Raw genomic sequence first — 17,378 nt, 5'->3', positions numbered from 1 at the left:
CATGCAACGGGTCAGCCATCACCTCCTGCTCTGCGCAACCGCCACCAAAGCCAAATGCTGCGATTCAGCGCTTGGGGCACAAACCTGGAATGAACTGAAGAGCGTTGTTCGTGAACTGAATCTCGAAAACACGGAGCGCCCGGAGGGGATTGTTCTGCGCAGCAAAGCGGACTGCCTCAGGGTGTGCGAACGAGGACCCATTCTTTTGGTCTGGCCAGACGGGATTTGGTACGCGGATGTTTCACCGGACCGGATCAAAAGAATCATTGAACAGCACATTATTGGCCAACAACCTGTCGAAGAATGGGTTTTAAAAAGAACACCTTTCGAGAAAAACAACGATCTCCCTGCAGGCAAGATTTAATCCCCACAAAACCCCATAAAGCGATGCCGAAAGGCTCAATCCATGTCTCAGAAATAGCCCCTCGAGCCAAGGGGCTTGAAATTCAGACTGAATTCTGAACAACAAAATCAACACAATTGCCTTTAGCCCCCTTCAGCACCACGGCTTCCACGGACCGCAGCCCAAACAATTATGATGAAATTCTTAAGCGCCAATCAATGAGCGCTTGTCTTGAGGCTTCCATTTGGCATTTGCAACATCGATCCGACCAGCAAATACAGCCCCTGAAGACAGCGCTGATTCAATCTCCTATCCCAGCAAAGCTGAGCTGCTAAGCGCTTTGCCTGCAGAGCTCTCCAAGTTGAGCCCGGCGAAGTCATGGTCGAGTCTGGCCATGTCCGTTGGCCTTTCGCTGCTGGCCGTTGGCATTGGAACCCGACTTCCGCTCTCTGCAGTCGCCGCACCCCTCTGGCTCCTCTACGGCGTGATCACCGGCACGATCGCGATGGGCTGCTGGGTGATCGCCCATGAATGCGGACATCACGCTTTCCACCCCAACCGCCGAATTGAAGGCGTTGTGGGTTTTGTGCTTCACAGCATTTTGCTTGTGCCTTACTACAGCTGGGCCCATAGCCATGCAGTGCATCACGCCCACTGCAATCACCTGGAGCAAGGAGAAACCCACGTCCCGCCACGGTCAACATCACCGATGGGACGAACCACCGAGCGGCTCAAGAGGGATATGAATCCCACACTCTTCGGGATCATTTCTCTCTTCAATCACCTTGTGATTGGCTGGCAGCTCTATCTCTTTCTGGGCGCCACTGGCGGCGAAGATTACGACTCCCCCACCTCTCATTTTTGGAATCGCAAGCGGAATTTCAACGGCAAACGCCGCCTTTTCCCGAATTCATTCGGCAAGTGGATGGTGCGATCCAATCTCGGATTGCTCGCCATGGTTGCCCTTTTGATCATCGCCTCAGTGCAGTTTTCCCTGCTCCGGGTGCTGTGCGTCTACGGCCTGCCTTACCTGGTGATCAACATGTGGCTGACGACCTACACCTGGTTGCAGCACACGAATGCAGACATCCCTCACTTCTCCAACGAGACCTGGAGTTGGTCGAAGGGAGCACTACAAACGGTTGATCGTCCCTACGGGCCAATCCTCAACCTGCTGCACCACGGAATCGGCTCAACCCATGTGTGCCATCACGTCAATTCATCGATTCCGCATTACAACGCCTGGCGAGGAACTCAAGTTCTGAGGCAGAAGTTCCCTGAGCTGGTGCGCTACGACTCAACCCCGATCCACAAAGCACTGTGGAGGATTGCAACACGCTGCGGTGGAGCTGTTTACCAGAACCCAACCGATCAAGCGTTCTACTACTGAAGAGCAGAAGGCTTGCATCCAGAGGGGATCACGGCTTAGCCAGCAACAACATCCCTGAGCCAGGCCGCCGCCAGCTGATCTCCCCAGCAGCCGTCACGGCCATGGAAGCCGTTATGCCCTCCCCGAGATGTGAACAACGTGCGAATCGCAGCATCCGGCGGCAGCACCTCAGCGAGATCCATCGCAGAGGACGCAGGAACCCAGGGATCATCCAGAGCCTGCAGCAGCAAGGTGGGCGGCATCGCTTTGCAGGCAGGCACCAGATGCTGCAGGGGTGAGGCTTCGCGGTAGTAAGCCTCCACATCCGCAAACCCCCAGCGGGGAGCCGTCACGGCACTGTCGAAATCACGGATCGAACGAGGGGGCGTTGCTTGCAGCGTGACCTGCTCTTCATCGCTCACACCAAAGGGATCCGCCAAGGTCTGACGCACCAACCGCTTGAGCAGCCAGCGTTGGTAGACCCGATTGCGCGGTCGCTCGATCGAGGCGCTGCAGGCGGCCAGATCCAGGGGACTGCTGGCACAGAAGAGGCCATCAAGCACGCCGGGCGAGGCCAGAGCAGCATTGAGCAGCATCGTGCCGCCCAGGGAGATGCCCGCCCCCAGCAGCGGTCGACCCGCCGCCAACATGCGCGCCCGGGCAATCACCGGCAGCAGATCGCTGTTGCAGCGCGCTGCGTAGGTGCCACCCGCCAAATGCCGGCCTGGATCAGCACCGCGCAGATTCAGCCGCAAAACGGCGAAACCCGCGGCTTGCAGCGCTACCCCCATCCGCCTCAGACCTTCCCGAGAACTGGATCCCCCCAGGCCATGGAGCAGGAGAACCAAACCTCTGGCGTCCCCTTCCGGCTGATCGAGCAGGGCAAGCAAAGACCCTGCAGCCGCAGCTCCACTGGGAAGGGCTGGCACGGGAATTTCGATCGGAACCCCTTGATCGTGGGGAAGATCCACCTCACGCAGGGTGTCGCGGAGGGTTTGCAGGTCACCACCGAACCAGGGCCAGCGCTGCTCAAACGACGGAACCCCCAGCCGCTCGCGCAGCTGGGGGTTATCCACGCCGCGCTCCATCACTTCTTGCCCAGGCCCAGATCCTTGAGTTCCACCAGGAGATCGCCGAGCACCTTCTTGGCATCACCAAACAACATCGAGGTGTTGGCTAACTCGAACAGATCGTTCTTGATGCCGGAGTAACCAGCGCTCATGCCCCGTTTCACCACGAACACCGTGCGGGCGTCCTGCACATCCAGAACGGGCATGCCGTAGAGCGGCGAATTGGGGTCGCTCTTGGCCTGGGGATTGACCACATCATTGGCACCCAGCACCAACACCACATCGGTTGCGGGGAACTCGGGATTGATTTGATCCATCTCCTGAAGCTGCTCGTAGGGCACATCCGCCTCAGCCAGCAGCACGTTCATGTGACCCGGCATGCGGCCGGCCACCGGGTGAATGGCGTAGGCAACATCGATGCCAGCACTTTCGAGCACCCGAGTCACTTCCCTGAGCGTGTGTTGCGCCTGAGCCACGGCCAAGCCGTAGCCCGGAACAATCACCACCCGTTCAGCAGCCTCAAGGGTGAGGGCGCATTCTTCAACACTGCAACTGGTGATGTTGGTGTATTCACCACCGCCACCACCGGTGGCCGCCGTGGCCCCGAGGGCGCCACCAAACAGCACAGACACCAGGGAACGGTTCATGCCATTGCACATCACCTGGGTGAGGATCAAGCCCGCAGCACCAACCATGGCTCCGGCCACGATCAACAACTGGCTGCCCACCACGAAACCGGCAGCAGCCGCAGCCACTCCGGAATAGCTGTTCAGTAGGGAAATCACCACGGGCATGTCGGCGCCGCCGATCGGCAGCGTCACCCCGATCCCCAGCAGGCCGGAGGCCACCACCACCAGCCAGAGGCCGGTGCTCGAATCAGCGTTGCGCAGCATCTCAACAGCACCCACCAGGGATGCCACCGCCAGCGCGATGTTCACGGCATGGCGAGCCTTGCTCTGCATCCAGGTCGGCGTGGACAGCCAACCCTGCAGCTTGGCCATGGCAACGATCGAACCAGTGAAGGTGATCGCACCCACGAACACGGAGACAACGATCGACACCACGGCCACTGGGCCTGCCGCATCAAGGACCGCCGGGTAAAGCGCCGCAGCTAAGGCCACCAGCAGCGACGACATGCCACCGCAGCCGTTGAAGAGGGCAACCGTCTCCGGCATCGACGTCATCGGCACCCGTTGGGCGGTGATGGCACCGAGCACACCCCCCACCAACGTTCCAGCAATGATCCAGGTCCAGGCGGCGATGCTGATGCCGCTGGTGCCGAGGTAGTTGAGCAACAGACCAAACACCGCAAGGCCCATGGCCAGAGCGGCAAGCTGGTTTGCACCCCGGGCGGAACGCACCTTGGAGAGACCCTTGATGCCGAGTGCCAGCAACAGAACCGCAACCAGCTCGATCGCGTATTTGAGAAGGTCAGTCATCAGCGGTTCTCCTTACGAGCAGGCTTGCGGCTGAACATGGCCAGCATGCGATCGGTCACGAGGAAGCCCCCGATCACGTTGAACAGGGCAAAGCCCAGCGAAACGGAACCCAGCAACAACACCACGGTGTTATCGCCAGCCTTGATGATGGCGGTGAGCGCTGCCAAAACGGTGATGCCCGAGATGGCATTGGCACCACTCATCAAGGGAGTGTGCAGGGTGGGGGGGACCTTGCCGATCAACTCCAGCCCAAGCAGGCTGCCAAGCAGGAGAACCCAGAGGAATTCAACAAACATCAGTTGGAACCTGGGGTAAGGACATCGCCACGACGGATGGTGCCGTCCTGGGCAATCAGACAACCGGCGATGAGTTCATCCTCGGGATCGAGGCTGAGAATGCCGTCTTTCAAGGTGGGCTCCAGCAGAGCCACAAGGTTGCGGGCGTAAAGCGCACTGGCGTGATTGGGAACGCTGCAGGGCAGATCGTTGCCACCGATCAGCTTCACGCCCTTGCGATCCACGGTCTGACCCGGAACGGTGTCGGCACAGTTGCCGCCCTGGGCTACGGCCAGGTCAACCACCACCGCGCCGGGGCGCATCCGATCAAGCATGTCTTCACTGATCAGACGCGGAGCGCGACGGCCCGGCACCTGGGCGGTGCAGATGGCCACGTCGGCCTCGGCCAGCTGATCCGACAGCTGCTGACGCTGGGCCGCCAGGAAGGCGTCGGAAGCCTGTTTGGCATAGCCACCGGATTCCGCAGGCTTCTCCTCCAGCTCTGGGGGCTCGATGAAACGAGCTCCCAGGGATTCGACCTGTTCTTTCACCGCCGGTCTGATGTCACTGACATACACCACTGCACCCAAACGGCGCGCTGTGGCCACCGCCTGCAGCCCTGCCACACCGGCTCCGAGAATCACCACCTTGGCCGGCTGAACGGTGCCCGCCGCCGTCATCAGCATCGGGAAGTAACGGTCCAGCGCGGCGGAGGCCAGCAGCACCGACTTGTAGCCAGCGATGTTGGCCTGCGAGGACAGCGCATCAGCAGACTGCGCCCGGCTGATCCGGGGCAAAAGTTCGAGCGCCATGGCGGAGAGGCCGCTGCGCTTCAGGGCGGCCGTCAGCTCTTCGTTGGCGTAGGGGGAGAGCAGACCGACCACCAGCGCTCCCTGGCGAAGGCGGCCCAGAGTGGATGCACTCGGGGTTTGAACGCAGAGCAGAACGTCTGCCTGGTTCCAGGCCGACGTGTCTCCCGACTCAATGAGATCCGCGCCCTGCTGCGCGTAGGCCTCATCAAGGTATCCGGAGGAGGTACCGGCTCCGCGTTCGACTGAGACGCTGCAGCCCAACGAAATAAATTTCTTGACCGTGTCCGGTGTTGCCGCGACACGGGTTTCTCCCGGTGTCGACTCCACCGGTATAACAAGTCTGGGCAAGACGAACACAACCACCGACCCGAGCAAGGGTAGAAGGTCGCCTTCTCGAGATCGAGGAAACTTCCTGAAGAACGCACAGAGCTTCTGTCGTTCTTGCTACGTGAAGTGCACCCTCTGTGCTCCCCATGGGTCTCAGCGCAATCGAGTGTCCCGACGGCCTCTGTCACAGCCACCACGGTGGCCATGCCGTCGAACGGGAAACCATGCAGTCCACCCTCCAGTTGCACGGCAAAGGCTGGTGTGAACGGCTGGCGGAGCGGATCTATGAAATCTCCGTCGACACCTTCTCGCAAAGCGTGATGCCGAGCCTGCATACAGCCGGCTGGCAGCGGCGACATCTCGACTGGGAGTTCAAGCTCAATGACGGCGAAAGCGAGCCCGATCGCACTCTGGTGGACGGGATGATCAACGCCACGGAAAGCTTCTTGCGCAGCAGTGAAGTGCACCGCCTGTTCATCCAGGAACTCGTGCAGGGAACCTTCGCGGAAGCGGAAAACGATGACCTACGCATCAAGGCGGTGCGCACCCTGGTGGAAACCGAAATCGTGGCGATGCTTGAGGAACGGAAAGAAGAGCTGCTTGATCGGCTCGCTCAACAGCTGCTGGATTCAGCCAATGGGGATTTCACCGCCGCCCGCACCGCCTCGGAAGAGGCCTTGATGGAGGTGGAGCACCTGGTGGTCAACCACGCCGAAGCGCTCTGAACCAAGCGCTCATGAGTCATGACGTGCTGCCAGATCAAACGATCGGCAGCACTTCCTGTTCGAGGCCGACGGCCCAGTTCACCTCGCCGCGGCGGTGCATGACGCGTGCCCGAATAATCAACGGATCGATGTCGCAATCGAGTTCCCAGCAGCCATCGAGTTGGTCGCGCTGCTGGTCGAGGGGGCTGCTGAAAAAACGACGTTGGGCCATGGCGATGGGCGGGACCCGATCCCGATGGGGCTGATGGCCGGACAGTAGAGATGCCACAGCGCAAAAGAATGGTTAAAAAGACTCATCTTCCCAAGAGGTGATATCTCAGCCGTCAGCTTCAACCTCCCGGGAACGCACAAAGCCGAGCTCAGCCGCTCCACCGTCCAACCCCGGCAGTGGCAGCAACAGCTGATCCAGCTGCTGCGGCGCAGGCTCGAGCTTGAGGGCAGCAGCCGCGACCTGTTGGTGTTTGCAGGCCCAGGGGCAGGCAAAACCCTCGGGGCCTTGCTGGGATTCCGGGCCATGCGCGATCAAGGCCGGCTGGACCATTTCGTGGTCTTTTGCCACCGAACCTCAATCCTCAATCAGTGGAAAACCGCCGCGGCGCGTCTTGACTTGCGGCTGGAGGAGTGGCCCTGCCCGCCGGAGCAAAGCCAGGGAGCCGATGGTTTGTTGGTGACCTATCAGGGTGCCGGTCGCCAGCGTGAGGCTCTGGGGGCACGGCTCGCGCAATGGGACCTGAGCGCCTGCATGGCGATCGCCGATGAGGCCCACCATCTCGGCGTTGATCCCGACGAGCCGGACGCCACCGCCTGGGGGCAGACCTTTCTGGAGATCACCAGCAGCCTGCGGCTGCGCCTAGGGCTCACGGGCACCCCCTTTCGTGCCGACAACCTGGCGTTCTGCGCCGCCCGGCGCATGCGCGTGCGGCTGGATGACGGTGGGTGGGTTGAGCAAATCCGTCCGGACCTCTGCGTTGAACCCAGGGACTTGATCGCCGCAGGGGATGTGCGCCCCCTGGAGTTCCGCTTTCAGGACGGCTGGGTGGAACACAGCCGCGAAGGACAACCCGACCGCGACGTTTCGCCCCTATCGGCTGAACAACGGGAAAGCTGGCGCGCGCGCAACCTGCGTCGCGCCATCCGCCTGGCCGACAGCAGCAGCATTGGCCAGCAGGTTCTGCTGCGCGCCCAGCAGAAGCTGAATCAGTTGCGCGAGCGGCAGCCGAAGGCTGCTGGCCTTGTGATCGCCCGCGACATCAGCCACGCCGAGGCCATCAGCCGAGTGTTGATTGACGACGGCAACCGGGTGGAGTTGATCCATTCCCAGAGCCCCCAAGCAACGGAACGCTTGAACGCCTTCCAAAGCGGTAACGCCGATTGGCTGGTGAGCATCGACATGTGCGCGGAAGGTTTTGATGCACCACGCCTGCGGGTGGTGGCCTACCTGACCACCGTGGTGACCCGAAGCCGTTTTGTGCAGGGCATCACCCGAGCCGTGCGGATGACCCCCGAACTGGCCGCCCGCGAAGCCATTCCCAGGGAAGCCTCCTTCGTCTTTGCTCCAGCGGACCCACTGCTGATGGACTACGCCCGCTCATGGTCGGTGGCGGAGCCCTACGTGCTTCGCCCTCTTGAGCAGGAGGCCGAGGACGAGCAGCCGGGGGTTGGAGCCTGGCGCGGACCAAGCCTTCCCCTGGAAGCGGTGGAGGACGGAGCCGGCGCTGTCATCCGGCTGAAAACGCCGGAATTGCCCGCTTTTTTGCAGCGCTGAGCACAGCATTGGCCAGAGGAAAATGCGAATTTGTGCAAATGGACGGCCGAATGGGGCCCCCGATCCGCCAACCTGATCAACATCGAGGAGACAATCATGGATGCTGCAATGGAACGCCGGATCGTCGTTGCAACGGGCTGGGCATCCACTCGCATCGCAGTGCTGGACAAGGAAGAGCGCTATGAAGACAGTTATGCGATAACGCAAGAATTCTGCGAATGGATCACATGCATTGGCGAAAACGTGGAGATGCTTGAGGCCAATGTTTTGGCAGTTCCGCGCAACCCAAGCAAACGACGCCCGATTCACGACCCCACATCGAACGACTCACAAGTTGAAATCTGAATCTTTTCTTAAATTCTTCTGAATCGCATTCATTCGTCTTCAAGCCTTTTCTCGCGCAGGCTCCGGCAGGGCTTTAGATTTAACTCATAGTCAGTTCGCTTAAGCGGTGGGTCAAGCCGGTACGGATCGCATCGAAAATCTGGTCATCGTTGGCTCAGGACCAGCCGGTTACACAGCTGCCATCTACGCAGCACGGGCCAACCTGCAACCACTGCTGATCACTGGATTTCAACGCGGCGGCATCCCTGGCGGCCAGTTGATGACCACCACCCATGTTGAAAATTTTCCGGGCTTCCCTGATGGTGTGCTCGGGCCCGACCTGATGGACTTGATGAAGTCCCAGGCGGTGCGGTGGGGCACCCACCTGCTGGAAGCAGATGCCGACGGCATTGATCTCAGCGCCAGGCCCTATCGCATTGAGGTCGAAGGTCAGACCATCCGCACCCACGCCCTGGTGATTGCCACCGGAGCCAGTGCCAACCGCCTCCAACTTCCCTCGGAAGAAACCTTCTGGAGCAAGGGCATCAGCGCCTGCGCGATCTGTGACGGCGCCACACCGCAGTTCCGTAACGAGGAACTCGCCGTGGTGGGCGGCGGCGACTCCGCCTGTGAAGAGGCGGTGTACCTGACCAAATACGGAAGCCATGTGCATCTGGTGGTGCGCTCCGACAAACTCCGCGCCAGCGCCGCCATGGCTGATCGGGTGTTGGCCAACGACGCGATCACGGTGCACTGGAACAGCGAAATCGACGACGTGAGCGGGGACGACTGGATGCAGTCGATGACCCTGCTCAATCGCATTAAGGGCAGCTCAACCACCCTCTCGGTCAAAGGACTCTTCTATGCCATCGGACATACCCCCAACACCGATCTGCTTCAGGGGCAACTGGATCTGGACGGGAAGGGTTATCTGAAAACGGAAACGGGACGGCCGGAAACGTCCATGGAAGGCGTCTTCGCGGCCGGTGATGTGGCCGATGCCGAATGGCGACAGGGCATCACCGCAGCTGGCAGTGGGTGCAAAGCGGCCTTGGCAGCAGAGCGCTGGCTGAGTCACCACAACCTGGCTACCCGGGTGCAGCGTGAGGAAGTGGAGCCGGCGGTGGCGGAACGTCCTGTGAATGTGGATGTGACCACAGAAGCCACCTACGACCCCCAAGCTCAGTGGCAGAAGGGAAGCTTTGCCCTGCGCAAGCTGTATCACGACAGCTCAAAGCCTCTGCTGGTGATTTACACCTCACCCAGCTGCGGACCTTGCCACGTACTGAAGCCCCAACTGCAGCGGGTGATTCAAGAACTTGGTGGATCCGCCCAAGCCGTTGTCATCGACATCGAAGCGGATCAAGAGATTGCCGAACAGGCCGGAGTCAACGGCACACCCACGGTGCAGCTCTTCCACAACAAGGCCATGGTGAAACAGTGGCGCGGCGTGAAGCAACGCAGTGAGTTCAAAGCTGCGATTGAAGCTTGTCTTCAGGCTGCCGTCTGAGGGCAGCGGCTCTCAGCGACGGCGGGGACCACCGGGGCGATTACCGCCGGGACGACCGCCGGGGGCGCCAGCGTTGCGCTCGCGGTAGGTGATTCGGCCGCGGGTGAGGTCGTAGGGGCTGATCTCCACAAGCACCTTGTCACCAGCGAGCAATTTGATCCGGAACTTGGTGAGCTTTCCAGCGGCTCTGCAGAGACATTGGTGACCAGCAGGCTGCTCGAGGGTGACCAGATAGAACCCGTTTCCCTGTTCCTTCTCGATCACGCCCGAGGTTTCGATCATGCGCTGGTGGCCAGTTCTGTCTTGCTGGAGTCAGTTTAGAAGGCCACTTGCACACCGCAGAGAGAACACAGCCCTTAGGCTCCAACGCCGACACACACCCACTGCCGTGATTCTCCCCCCGTTGAGCCTGGATCTCGGCCTGCTGCTGATCTCCATCGGCGTGGTCAACCTGTGGAGGATGCGCGAAAACGCAAGCTGACTTGACGACGCTGCTGCTGAACAAACCTTTCGGGGTTTTGAGTCAATTCACGCCGGAGGAGGGAAGCCGCTGGCGTTGCCTGAGCGACTTTGTTGATGTGCCGGAGGTGTATGCCGCAGGACGGCTCGACGCCGACAGCGAGGGGCTGCTCATCCTCACCAGCAACGGCCGACTGCAACAGCGCCTCACTGACCCTCGCTTTGGCCACCGGCGCAGCTACTGGGCACAGGTGGAAGGAACCCCCAATACCGATCAACTGCAACAGCTTCGCGATGGGGTTGTGGTTCAGGGTCGCCGCACCTTGCCAGCGAAGGCGCAATGGCTTCAGGGTCAGGAGCAACCGCAGTTGCCCAACAGAACCCCTCCAATTCGTTACCGCGCTGCGATTCCCACAAGTTGGCTACAGCTGTCCCTCACCGAGGGACGCAACCGGCAAGTGCGCCGAATGACAGCGGCTGTTGGCCTGCCAACGTTGCGTTTGGTGCGCTGCTGCATCGACTTGATGGACAACGGTCCACCGCTGGACCTAGCGGGCCTTCAACCCGGTACTTGGCGTGCGGTGACTGCCGCCGAACAGGAACGGCTGAACCGCCTGATCAGAAGCAGCTCGAGCGCTGGGCCTCGGCGGGGAGGGCGCCGACGAGGGTGACCGCCCGGAATTCAATACCCTCAACCACACGCCAGGGCTGCTCGCTGCGATCGGCGTAGCGAACCTGCTCAAAGCCAAGAGCTTCGAATGCCTCCAGGAAGGCCTGCTCTTGCCAGGCGCCGCTGATGCAGCCGCTCCAGAGATCAGGGTCTTGCTGCAAACGCAGTGGCACCACTTGATCGCAAACGATGTCGCTGATAGCGACGCGACCACCGGGGGCCAGGACCCGGCGAATGTTGGCAAGGAGCCTGTCCCGCGCCGATGGATTCACCAGGTTGAGCACACAGTTGCTCAGCACCACTTCGATCGAACCGTCAGCGATCAGGGGTTCACCTGAAGCCGTGGGGGCATCCAGGGCTTCGATGGCTCCATCAACAAAACAGACGTTGTCGAAGCCCACGGCTGAGGCAACAACCGGGATCGCCTCTCGCGACAGGGCCAGCATGTCGGCGTTGCGATCCACACCGGTGACACTGCCGGATGGCCCGACAATTTGGCTGCAAATGAAGGCGTTTTTGCCGCTGCCGCTCCCCAGATCGAGCACGCGGTCCCCCTGCTTCACCCAACGGGTGGGATCACCACAGCCGTAATCACGCTCAATAACAGCTTCCGGAATCACCCTGAGCAGGGCAGGGTCGAAGCCGACCGGGGTGCAAAGGCAGGCTTCCTGCTCTTGGGCAGCAGCTCCATAGCGGGCTTCAACCGCCTGGGTTTGATCCAGAGACTGCGGCACTGGGGACGAACAGCACGACTCCGCCATCAGCCGATTGCCTCCTGCAGCTCACGCACAACATTCCACTGGCCATACCAGTAGTTGGCCTCGGCCCGTCGGTCGGGATCCGCCATAGCATCCACCGCATCAGGACCCACCGACTTCCACAGCTCATGGCCGCAAACGCGGTTGAGGCCCTGTTCCGCCTCATCCGACAACAACTGCAGACGCCGCTGCAGATTTTTGAGCTGAGCGACAGCCATCAGAAAAGGATCAATTGAGGCGATAGTACAAAAGAACCAAGAGGGATCAAGGCTCAGAAGGGCAGCTTTTTCTTCGCGTCCTTGTCGAGATCGGCTTCCATCTCGCGCAGGCGCTTCAGGATCGTGTCGTAGTACTCACCGATGTAGGCCTCCATGTCCGTGGTTTCCGAGGCCTCAAGACCGAAGGCGGCATAGCTGTTTTGCATGGGGGCATCCAGGGTCTGACCGCTACCGGTGACCTCCGCAAAAGCCAACCGCTCCGCCACGTTGACGGCAGGTTCAAAGAAGGAGGCCACCCCCTGCATCAGGTTGATCAGGAAGGGCTGCACCCGAAACACGCGGGCCGTCCTGCCACTGCAGCGTTCACAGAGCTGCACCAGTTCACCGGTGTTCCAGGCCTTGGGGCCAACAACGGGGTAAGTGCCCCGCACGGTTTCCTCACGCTCGAGTGCCGCAACGGCGAAGCGGGCCATGTCCTGAGTGTTCATGTAGGCAATGGCCGTGGGGCTGCCACTGACCCACACGGTCTGGCTCTCCAGAACAGGAATGGCGAACTGACTGATCACCCCCTGCATGAAGGCAGCACCCTGAAGGATCGTGTAGTCGAGATCCGACGACTCCAGCAGTTTCTCCGTGCAGGCCTTGATGTCCATCAAGGGAACGTCGCGGTGCTGATGGGCGCCCAGCAAGGAGAGAAAGACAAAACGCTTCAACCCTGCTCGATCACAGGCATGAAGCAGATTGAGTTTTCCGTCCCAATCCGTTTCGTAAATACTGCGGGGGTCGTTGGGGCGACTGGTGGATGCATCGATCACCGCATCCATGCCCTCGAGGGCGTAATCGAGGCTGTCGGGCTCCAACAGGTCACCCCGGGTCAGTTCACAACCCCATTCCTGCAGGAAGGCAGCTTTACGAGGGGTCCGCACCATGCAGCGCACCTGGTGGCCGGCATCAAGAGCACGACGGGCGATCTGTCGTCCCAGGGTGCCCGTGCCACCCACCACAAGCACTTGCATCGGCGCCTTCCTTACGAAGAGGGGAGCCTAATGGGCCCAGCTTCGAAGCGACTGCTTCAGTCTTCGCCCTGCAGTTTCAGCAGCAGAGCACCGCCAGCGAGGCCGATGGGAATCAACACCCAGAAGATCGCAGCAGTTCCAAAAATCTCAGCAGCCATGGTCTGGGCAAAGCGATCACCCGCCCATTTAAATCCCTTCCCCCCGCAGGCTGGTGCAGATCTGTAACAGCTTCGGTAATTCAGCATCGGTTCGCACCTGCCCTGCCATGACGCCGCTTGCACTGGCGCGATAGCCCGCGGCCTGGAGCGCCTTCACCAATGGCCTCAGCGCTGGCGGCCCGCCGATGCCCAGCCGCCGGGCCAGCTCATCGGTGGGCCAGACCGTGGGGCGATCGCCGGGATCCGCCTGCAGGCGCTGCATCAGCCGAAGCGTGGCGGGGCTGATTTGCTGACTCCCCAGCTGCTGAGCATCGGCAAGCAGCTGCTGCAAAAGCTGCGGCTCCTGCAAGGGACCAATCCACAACGGGCCGCTGATGCTCCACCGCCCCTGTCCAGCCGCGCAGTCACAGGCCGGCCAGCCGCTGAGCTTCAGCAGAGGCTGCACCCGTTGGGCACCGCAGCTTTCGCAACGGGCCACCAGCCCAAGCTTCTGTTCATCGCCCGCTGGAATCTGGCGCCGCAGGCGCAGGGCCAGACGAAAGGTGCGGCCTTCACTGAAGCTGAACAGCGGCTGCAGTCCGCGCCCCAGCATCCAGGCTTGCCGCGCCACCAGCCCGATCTGCTGACGCAGGGCCATTTCCCAGCTGGAAGGGTGGACGCGAGCGGCGGCTCCAAGACTGCGGATTGCGCCCGGCCGGTCATGGCCGGTGGGGGACCGGCCATCCGTGGAGGCCAGAAACAACAAGCCGTCGAAGCGAAGGGCCTGGAGCGCCGGCTGAATCAGAGGCCCAGGAGAACCGAAGGCATCAAGGTCGATGAAATCGAACCAGTGGCGCTGAACAATCGACCGGTGCAGCAGCAGGTCTGCGGCATCTGCTGTGAGCCGAGTTGCACACTCCAGCCCCTGCACATTGGCCTGGATCAGCGGCAGCCGATCTGGATCCCCATCGTTGATCCAGAGCTGTGTCTCAACGGACGGGTTGCCCAGCGCCTCCAACCCCCAGCGCAGGGCCCGGATCCCGCAACCGGCCATCAGATCAAGCCAGCGCAGGGGCTGCGTGGCGTGGAGGATCTGGTGACGGGCCAGCAACACCGACAGGTCCCGGGCCGGACGCGACTCGGACCTGAAAAAGCCTGGGCCAAGGCTGAGCTCAGCCAAACCTTCGCGATAGTGATGATCGGTTGAGGTCAGAAGGGTGCCGCCTGCTGCTGTCCAGACTGCCGAGTGGGGTGTCCAGAGCTCCTGGACGTGGAGAGGCTGGCCCTGCCACTGGCGGGTCAGCGGCCCTGAAGCGGGCCCTGCCCTGCTGCTGTTGCACGGTTTCGGCGCTGCCAGCGGACACTGGCGCCACTGCGCGCCGCGCCTGGCTGATCAGGGCTGGCGGGTCTACAGCCTGGACCTGCTGGGTTTCGGTCAATCCGCCCAGCCGGCGCGGCCGATGGATAACCGGCTCTGGGCACTGCAGGCGTGTGCATTCCTCGATCAGGTGGTGCAGGGGCCAGCGGTGGTGATCGGCAATTCCCTGGGGGGCCTAACAGCGCTCACCGCCGCGGTGTTAGCGCCGAACCGGGTGCGGGCGGTGGTCGCCGCGCCCCTGCCGGACCCTGCCCTGATTCAACCGCTGCCGAAACGACGGGCTCCCTGGCGGCGGCGTTGGCAGCGGCGCCTGCTCGCACTGGTGCTGCACTTGCTTCCGCTTGAGCTTGTGGTGCCCTTGATTGCGCGCACTGGCTTACTCAAAGCCGGGCTTCAGGGGGCCTATTGGCAATCGATCCAATCCGACCCAGAGCTGCTGCAGCTGATTGCCCGCCCTGCCCGGCGCCCCACAGCCGCCAGGGCCCTGAGGGGGATGAGCTTGGGCATGGCCAACCGTCCCCGTGGCGCTACAGCCCCTGCACTGCTCGAACAACTGCGGTCACCCATGCTTCTGATCTGGGGCCGTCAGGATCGATTTGTGCCCCTAGCCATTGGGGAATCCGTAGCCGCCAGCCACTCTGAACTCGAGCTGAAGGTGCTGGATCACTGCGGTCATTGCCCCCACGACGAAGCGCCCGATCGCTTCCTGGCTGTGTTGTTGCCCTGGCTGGACCGTAACTTGGGAGGACCAGACCGGCAGGGGACGACCAGCGGCGATGAAACACACCCTTTCGGTGGTGGTTGAGGACGAATCCGGCGCACTGAGCCGGATCGCAGGACTCTTCGCCCGACGCGGCTTCAACATCGACAGCCTGGCCGTCGGCCCAGCAGAAGCCGAAGGGCAGTCGCGCCTGACGATGGTGGTGGAGGGCGATGACCAAACGCTCCAGCAGATGACCAAACAGCTGGACAAATTGGTGAATGTGCTTCAGGTCCTCGACCTGACCCAGCGGCCAGCAGTGGAGCGCGAGCTGATGCTGCTCAAAGTTTCAGCACCGGCAGCATCCCGGGGCGCCGTGATCGAACTCGTTCAGGTGTTCAGGGCCAAGGTTGTAGACGTGGCCGATGAAGCCCTGACCCTGGAAGTGGTTGGGGATCCCGGGAAGCTGGTGGCCCTTGAACGGTTGATGGCCCCCTTCGGCATTCTCGAAATCGCGCGCACCGGCAAGGTTGCGCTTGAGCGAGCCTCAGGCGTCAACACGGAAATGCTGAAAGTGTCCCCAAGCCAGAACCGCGTGCCGGCCTGAGTTCACTCAGTTAATACAGCCTTGGTGATGCGATCTCCTTGCTGGATCGCATCAACCACTTCCATGCCATTCACGACACGGCCGAAGACCGCGTAACGACCGTCGAGTTCCGGCAAGGGACGCAATGCCACGTAGAACTGGGCGCTGGCGGAATCAGGAGCCTGGGAGCGGGCCATGGCCACCGCCCCACGCTCATGGGGCAACTCCAGACCATCAAGTTCAGCCGGATTGGTACTGACCCGGCTGTAACGGGGCTGCGGCTCGGATCGGAACTTGATCTCAAGCGGAATCATCCGCGCCTGACCGTTATCGGGATCCACAAAACTGCCGGTACCGAGCTGCCCCAGGGGAACCGATCGATCACTGGATTGCGGATCGCCCCCCTGCACCACGAAGGGGACGGGCTCGCGAACAACGCGGTGGAACATCGTTCCGTCGTAGGTCCCGCGCCGCACCAGATCAATGAAATTTCCGGAGGTGAGGGGAGCGGCATCGCCGTTCACCTCAATCGTGAACTCGCCCTGGCTCGTCTGCATGGTGACGGTGGCCAGCCCCTGCAGGCAGGCCGCCTGAGCGTCGGCACAACCCGTCACCACCGAAGCACGCGGGGAAGGACTGCAACTCACCAACAACGGGATGAGCAGCAGCAGCGTCAAGGAACGAAGACGACGCATCGGATCAAAGGCCCTCAAGGTTGACGCCCAGGAAGCGGGCAAGTTCAGCACCGTCCTTCTCCAGCTGCGCCAAGGGAAGCGGTTCACCAACGCGGGTGAGAGGCATGTCACGGCGTCCTTGGATTCTCAGGGCGACCCGGCGTCGGGCATTGAAGCCGTCACGCACCTCCACCTTCACCGCCTTGACGTCTTTGAGCGGAATTTCCACCAGAACGGGTTTGCGGAAACCGCGGCGGCTGATGGTCACTACACCGGCATCCTTATCAAAGCGATTGCTGCCGCCACCAACATTCACAGCGATCACATACCAGAGGTAGGTGGCCAGCAACGCCGCAGCAAGGCTGTACAAGCCCATCACCAACCCCTGCGGCACAAACACCAGCGCAGCGGGATGCCCCAAAGGAAGCAGGTCGCGACCGAGGTAGCTCGAGAGAGAAGCCAGGAGGAAGCCCACGCCCCCGATCGTGACGGCAGAGGCCACCAAAAAATTCGAGAGACGACGGGAGCCGAGCACGGGTTGCTCGAGCACTGCTGCGGACATGACCCAGCTAGAACGAAGCGCCATTGTGACCGCAGAATGGCTCCGACGACGGAATAGGAAAAAATCCCTAAGAAACAGAGCGATACAGCGGGTTTCAGCTCACGCAAATCAGCCCCGCAGGTCGCTTGAAGATTGTTAAGGTCGCGGCGTATCCCACAGCCTGCGGCTTTCCGCACCGTTCACCTCTCATGACGATCGCTGTAGGACGCGCGCCACAGCGGGGATGGTTTGACGTCCTCGATGACTGGCTCAAGCGCGACC

Annotated in this window: 22 protein-coding genes and 1 pseudogene; 10 read left to right on the top strand and 13 right to left on the bottom strand. The window is 61.6% G+C overall.

Going from position 1 to position 17,378, the window contains the following annotated elements; genetic code table 11:
* The first annotated feature begins 1 nt into the window (after position 1).
* Complete coding sequence (locus Q3Y53_RS09530) at positions 2-364, top strand: ferredoxin (protein WP_226424400.1); 363 nt, start codon at positions 2-4, stop codon at positions 362-364.
* 373 nt (positions 365-737) lie between these two features.
* Positions 738-1,733 (top strand): fatty acid desaturase, encoded by a 996-nt coding sequence (locus Q3Y53_RS09525; RefSeq protein ID WP_303535419.1) that lies wholly within the window; start codon positions 738-740, stop codon positions 1,731-1,733.
* 35 nt (positions 1,734-1,768) lie between these two features.
* Here the strand turns inward: Q3Y53_RS09525 and Q3Y53_RS09520 are convergent, their stop codons facing one another.
* From Q3Y53_RS09520 to Q3Y53_RS09505, 4 genes are read right to left on the bottom strand one after another with little or no spacing between them, the layout of a single operon-like run.
* Entirely contained in the window at positions 1,769-2,800 is a 1,032-nt protein-coding gene (locus Q3Y53_RS09520; protein ID WP_303535417.1) for an alpha/beta fold hydrolase, read from the bottom strand.
* The gene (locus Q3Y53_RS09515) at positions 2,800-4,221 is read right to left on the bottom strand and encodes an NAD(P)(+) transhydrogenase (Re/Si-specific) subunit beta (protein ID WP_226424403.1); all 1,422 of its coding nucleotides are present in this window, start codon (positions 4,219-4,221) and stop codon (positions 2,800-2,802) included. Before Q3Y53_RS09515 ends, Q3Y53_RS09520 begins: the two co-directional genes overlap by 1 nt.
* The gene (locus Q3Y53_RS09510) at positions 4,221-4,517 is read right to left on the bottom strand and encodes an NAD(P) transhydrogenase subunit alpha (protein WP_115025338.1); all 297 of its coding nucleotides are present in this window, start codon (positions 4,515-4,517) and stop codon (positions 4,221-4,223) included. Before Q3Y53_RS09510 ends, Q3Y53_RS09515 begins: the two co-directional genes overlap by 1 nt.
* Positions 4,517-5,656, bottom strand: a complete 1,140-nt coding sequence (locus tag Q3Y53_RS09505) for a Re/Si-specific NAD(P)(+) transhydrogenase subunit alpha (protein WP_303535412.1) — start codon at positions 5,654-5,656, stop codon at positions 4,517-4,519. The genes Q3Y53_RS09510 and Q3Y53_RS09505 overlap by 1 nt, the downstream gene beginning before the upstream one ends.
* Before the next feature lie 125 nt (positions 5,657-5,781).
* Here Q3Y53_RS09505 and Q3Y53_RS09500 point away from each other — a divergent pair, with 125 nt between their 5' ends.
* Positions 5,782-6,360, top strand: coding sequence for an EF-1 guanine nucleotide exchange domain-containing protein (locus tag Q3Y53_RS09500; RefSeq protein WP_226424405.1), 579 nt, complete (start codon positions 5,782-5,784; stop codon positions 6,358-6,360).
* Between the two features lie 34 nt (positions 6,361-6,394).
* On the opposite strand, the gene Q3Y53_RS09495 is transcribed toward Q3Y53_RS09500, so the two are convergent.
* Positions 6,395-6,628, bottom strand: a complete 234-nt coding sequence (locus Q3Y53_RS09495) for a hypothetical protein (RefSeq protein WP_303535409.1) — start codon at positions 6,626-6,628, stop codon at positions 6,395-6,397.
* A gap of 45 nt (positions 6,629-6,673) precedes the next feature.
* Here Q3Y53_RS09495 and Q3Y53_RS09490 point away from each other — a divergent pair, with 45 nt between their 5' ends.
* From Q3Y53_RS09490 to trxB, 3 genes are all read left to right on the top strand, one after another.
* Positions 6,674-8,125 carry a DEAD/DEAH box helicase gene (locus Q3Y53_RS09490; protein ID WP_303535767.1) on the top strand — a complete coding sequence of 484 codons (1,452 nt, stop codon included), beginning with the start codon at positions 6,674-6,676 and terminating at the stop codon, positions 8,123-8,125.
* Between the two features lie 96 nt (positions 8,126-8,221).
* The gene (locus Q3Y53_RS09485; protein ID WP_226399074.1) at positions 8,222-8,470 is read left to right on the top strand and encodes a hypothetical protein; all 249 of its coding nucleotides are present in this window, start codon (positions 8,222-8,224) and stop codon (positions 8,468-8,470) included.
* Positions 8,471-8,576: 106 nt separating this feature from the next.
* Complete coding sequence (gene trxB, locus Q3Y53_RS09480) at positions 8,577-9,959, top strand: thioredoxin-disulfide reductase (protein ID WP_303535404.1); 1,383 nt, start codon at positions 8,577-8,579, stop codon at positions 9,957-9,959.
* Between the two features lie 12 nt (positions 9,960-9,971).
* On the opposite strand, the gene infA is transcribed toward trxB, so the two are convergent.
* Entirely contained in the window at positions 9,972-10,241 is a 270-nt protein-coding gene (gene infA, locus Q3Y53_RS09475; RefSeq protein WP_006041809.1) for a translation initiation factor IF-1, read from the bottom strand.
* 200 nt (positions 10,242-10,441) lie between these two features.
* On the opposite strand from infA, the gene Q3Y53_RS09470 reads away from it, so the two are divergent.
* The gene (locus Q3Y53_RS09470) at positions 10,442-11,089 is read left to right on the top strand and encodes a pseudouridine synthase (protein WP_303535364.1); all 648 of its coding nucleotides are present in this window, start codon (positions 10,442-10,444) and stop codon (positions 11,087-11,089) included.
* Here the strand turns inward: Q3Y53_RS09470 and Q3Y53_RS09465 are convergent.
* The 5 genes from Q3Y53_RS09465 to Q3Y53_RS09445 are packed head-to-tail and all read right to left on the bottom strand — an operon-like array spanning position 11,037 to position 14,397.
* Positions 11,037-11,849, bottom strand: a complete 813-nt coding sequence (locus Q3Y53_RS09465) for a methyltransferase domain-containing protein (protein WP_226424409.1) — start codon at positions 11,847-11,849, stop codon at positions 11,037-11,039. The genes Q3Y53_RS09470 and Q3Y53_RS09465 overlap by 53 nt on opposite strands.
* Positions 11,849-12,064 (bottom strand): hypothetical protein, encoded by a 216-nt coding sequence (locus Q3Y53_RS09460; RefSeq protein WP_303535362.1) that lies wholly within the window; start codon positions 12,062-12,064, stop codon positions 11,849-11,851. The genes Q3Y53_RS09465 and Q3Y53_RS09460 overlap by 1 nt, the downstream gene beginning before the upstream one ends.
* 53 nt (positions 12,065-12,117) lie before the next feature.
* Entirely contained in the window at positions 12,118-13,080 is a 963-nt protein-coding gene (locus Q3Y53_RS09455) for an NAD(P)H-binding protein (RefSeq protein ID WP_226424410.1), read from the bottom strand.
* Positions 13,081-13,136: 56 nt separating this feature from the next.
* Complete coding sequence (gene petM / locus Q3Y53_RS09450; RefSeq protein ID WP_226424411.1) at positions 13,137-13,238, bottom strand: cytochrome b6-f complex subunit PetM; 102 nt, start codon at positions 13,236-13,238, stop codon at positions 13,137-13,139.
* A 28-nt stretch (positions 13,239-13,266) separates the two neighbouring features.
* Positions 13,267-14,397 (bottom strand): N2,N2-dimethylguanosine tRNA methyltransferase, encoded by a 1,131-nt coding sequence (locus Q3Y53_RS09445; RefSeq protein ID WP_226424412.1) that lies wholly within the window; start codon positions 14,395-14,397, stop codon positions 13,267-13,269.
* Positions 14,398-14,434: 37 nt separating this feature from the next.
* Between Q3Y53_RS09445 and Q3Y53_RS09440 the strand changes: the two genes are divergently transcribed.
* Entirely contained in the window at positions 14,435-15,400 is a 966-nt protein-coding gene (locus Q3Y53_RS09440; protein ID WP_226424413.1) for an alpha/beta fold hydrolase, read from the top strand.
* Complete coding sequence (ilvN, locus tag Q3Y53_RS09435) at positions 15,372-15,902, top strand: acetolactate synthase small subunit (RefSeq protein ID WP_226411007.1); 531 nt, start codon at positions 15,372-15,374, stop codon at positions 15,900-15,902. The genes Q3Y53_RS09440 and ilvN overlap by 29 nt, the downstream gene beginning before the upstream one ends.
* A gap of 2 nt (positions 15,903-15,904) precedes the next feature.
* Here the strand turns inward: ilvN and Q3Y53_RS09430 are convergent, their stop codons facing one another.
* Positions 15,905-16,576, bottom strand: coding sequence for a peptidylprolyl isomerase (locus Q3Y53_RS09430; RefSeq protein WP_226424414.1), 672 nt, complete (start codon positions 16,574-16,576; stop codon positions 15,905-15,907).
* Between the two features lie 4 nt (positions 16,577-16,580).
* On the bottom strand, positions 16,581-17,117 hold the full coding sequence (locus tag Q3Y53_RS09425) for a photosystem I assembly protein Ycf4 (protein ID WP_115009215.1): 537 nt from the start codon (positions 17,115-17,117) through the stop codon (positions 16,581-16,583).
* Between the two features lie 131 nt (positions 17,118-17,248).
* On the opposite strand from Q3Y53_RS09425, the pseudogene Q3Y53_RS09420 reads away from it, so the two are divergent.
* Positions 17,249-17,378, top strand: a pseudogene (locus tag Q3Y53_RS09420) (photosystem II D2 protein (photosystem q(a) protein)); the annotation flags it as partial.

It is taken from the genome of Synechococcus sp. YX-04-1, from assembly GCF_030546365.1.
In the GTDB taxonomy this organism is placed as follows: domain Bacteria; phylum Cyanobacteriota; class Cyanobacteriia; order PCC-6307; family Cyanobiaceae; genus Parasynechococcus.
Note: the sequence above shows the minus strand (reverse complement) of the source record. Positions and strands in the feature narration are given on the sequence as shown.

Bases quoted from the DNA above. Each gene is read 5' to 3' on its own strand.
- Q3Y53_RS09530 (WP_226424400.1), top strand. From the start codon at position 2: ATGCAACGGGTCAGCCATCACCTCCTGCTCTGCGCAACCGCCACCAAA.
- Q3Y53_RS09460 (WP_303535362.1), bottom strand. From the start codon at position 12,064: ATGGCTGTCGCTCAGCTCAAAAATCTGCAGCGGCGTCTGCAGTTGTTG.
- Q3Y53_RS09500 (WP_226424405.1), top strand. From the start codon at position 5,782: ATGGGTCTCAGCGCAATCGAGTGTCCCGACGGCCTCTGTCACAGCCAC.
- Q3Y53_RS09510 (WP_115025338.1), bottom strand. From the start codon at position 4,517: ATGTTTGTTGAATTCCTCTGGGTTCTCCTGCTTGGCAGCCTGCTTGGG.
- Q3Y53_RS09485 (WP_226399074.1), top strand. From the start codon at position 8,222: ATGGATGCTGCAATGGAACGCCGGATCGTCGTTGCAACGGGCTGGGCA.
- infA (WP_006041809.1), bottom strand. From the start codon at position 10,241: ATGATCGAAACCTCGGGCGTGATCGAGAAGGAACAGGGAAACGGGTTC.
- Q3Y53_RS09425 (WP_115009215.1), bottom strand. From the start codon at position 17,117: ATGTCCGCAGCAGTGCTCGAGCAACCCGTGCTCGGCTCCCGTCGTCTC.
- ilvN (WP_226411007.1), top strand. From the start codon at position 15,372: ATGAAACACACCCTTTCGGTGGTGGTTGAGGACGAATCCGGCGCACTG.
- Q3Y53_RS09465 (WP_226424409.1), bottom strand. From the start codon at position 11,849: ATGGCGGAGTCGTGCTGTTCGTCCCCAGTGCCGCAGTCTCTGGATCAA.
- Q3Y53_RS09430 (WP_226424414.1), bottom strand. From the start codon at position 16,576: ATGCGTCGTCTTCGTTCCTTGACGCTGCTGCTGCTCATCCCGTTGTTG.
- Q3Y53_RS09455 (WP_226424410.1), bottom strand. From the start codon at position 13,080: ATGCAAGTGCTTGTGGTGGGTGGCACGGGCACCCTGGGACGACAGATC.
- Q3Y53_RS09525 (WP_303535419.1), top strand. From the start codon at position 738: ATGTCCGTTGGCCTTTCGCTGCTGGCCGTTGGCATTGGAACCCGACTT.
- Q3Y53_RS09520 (WP_303535417.1), bottom strand. From the start codon at position 2,800: ATGGAGCGCGGCGTGGATAACCCCCAGCTGCGCGAGCGGCTGGGGGTT.
- petM (WP_226424411.1), bottom strand. From the start codon at position 13,238: ATGGCTGCTGAGATTTTTGGAACTGCTGCGATCTTCTGGGTGTTGATT.
- Q3Y53_RS09515 (WP_226424403.1), bottom strand. From the start codon at position 4,221: ATGACTGACCTTCTCAAATACGCGATCGAGCTGGTTGCGGTTCTGTTG.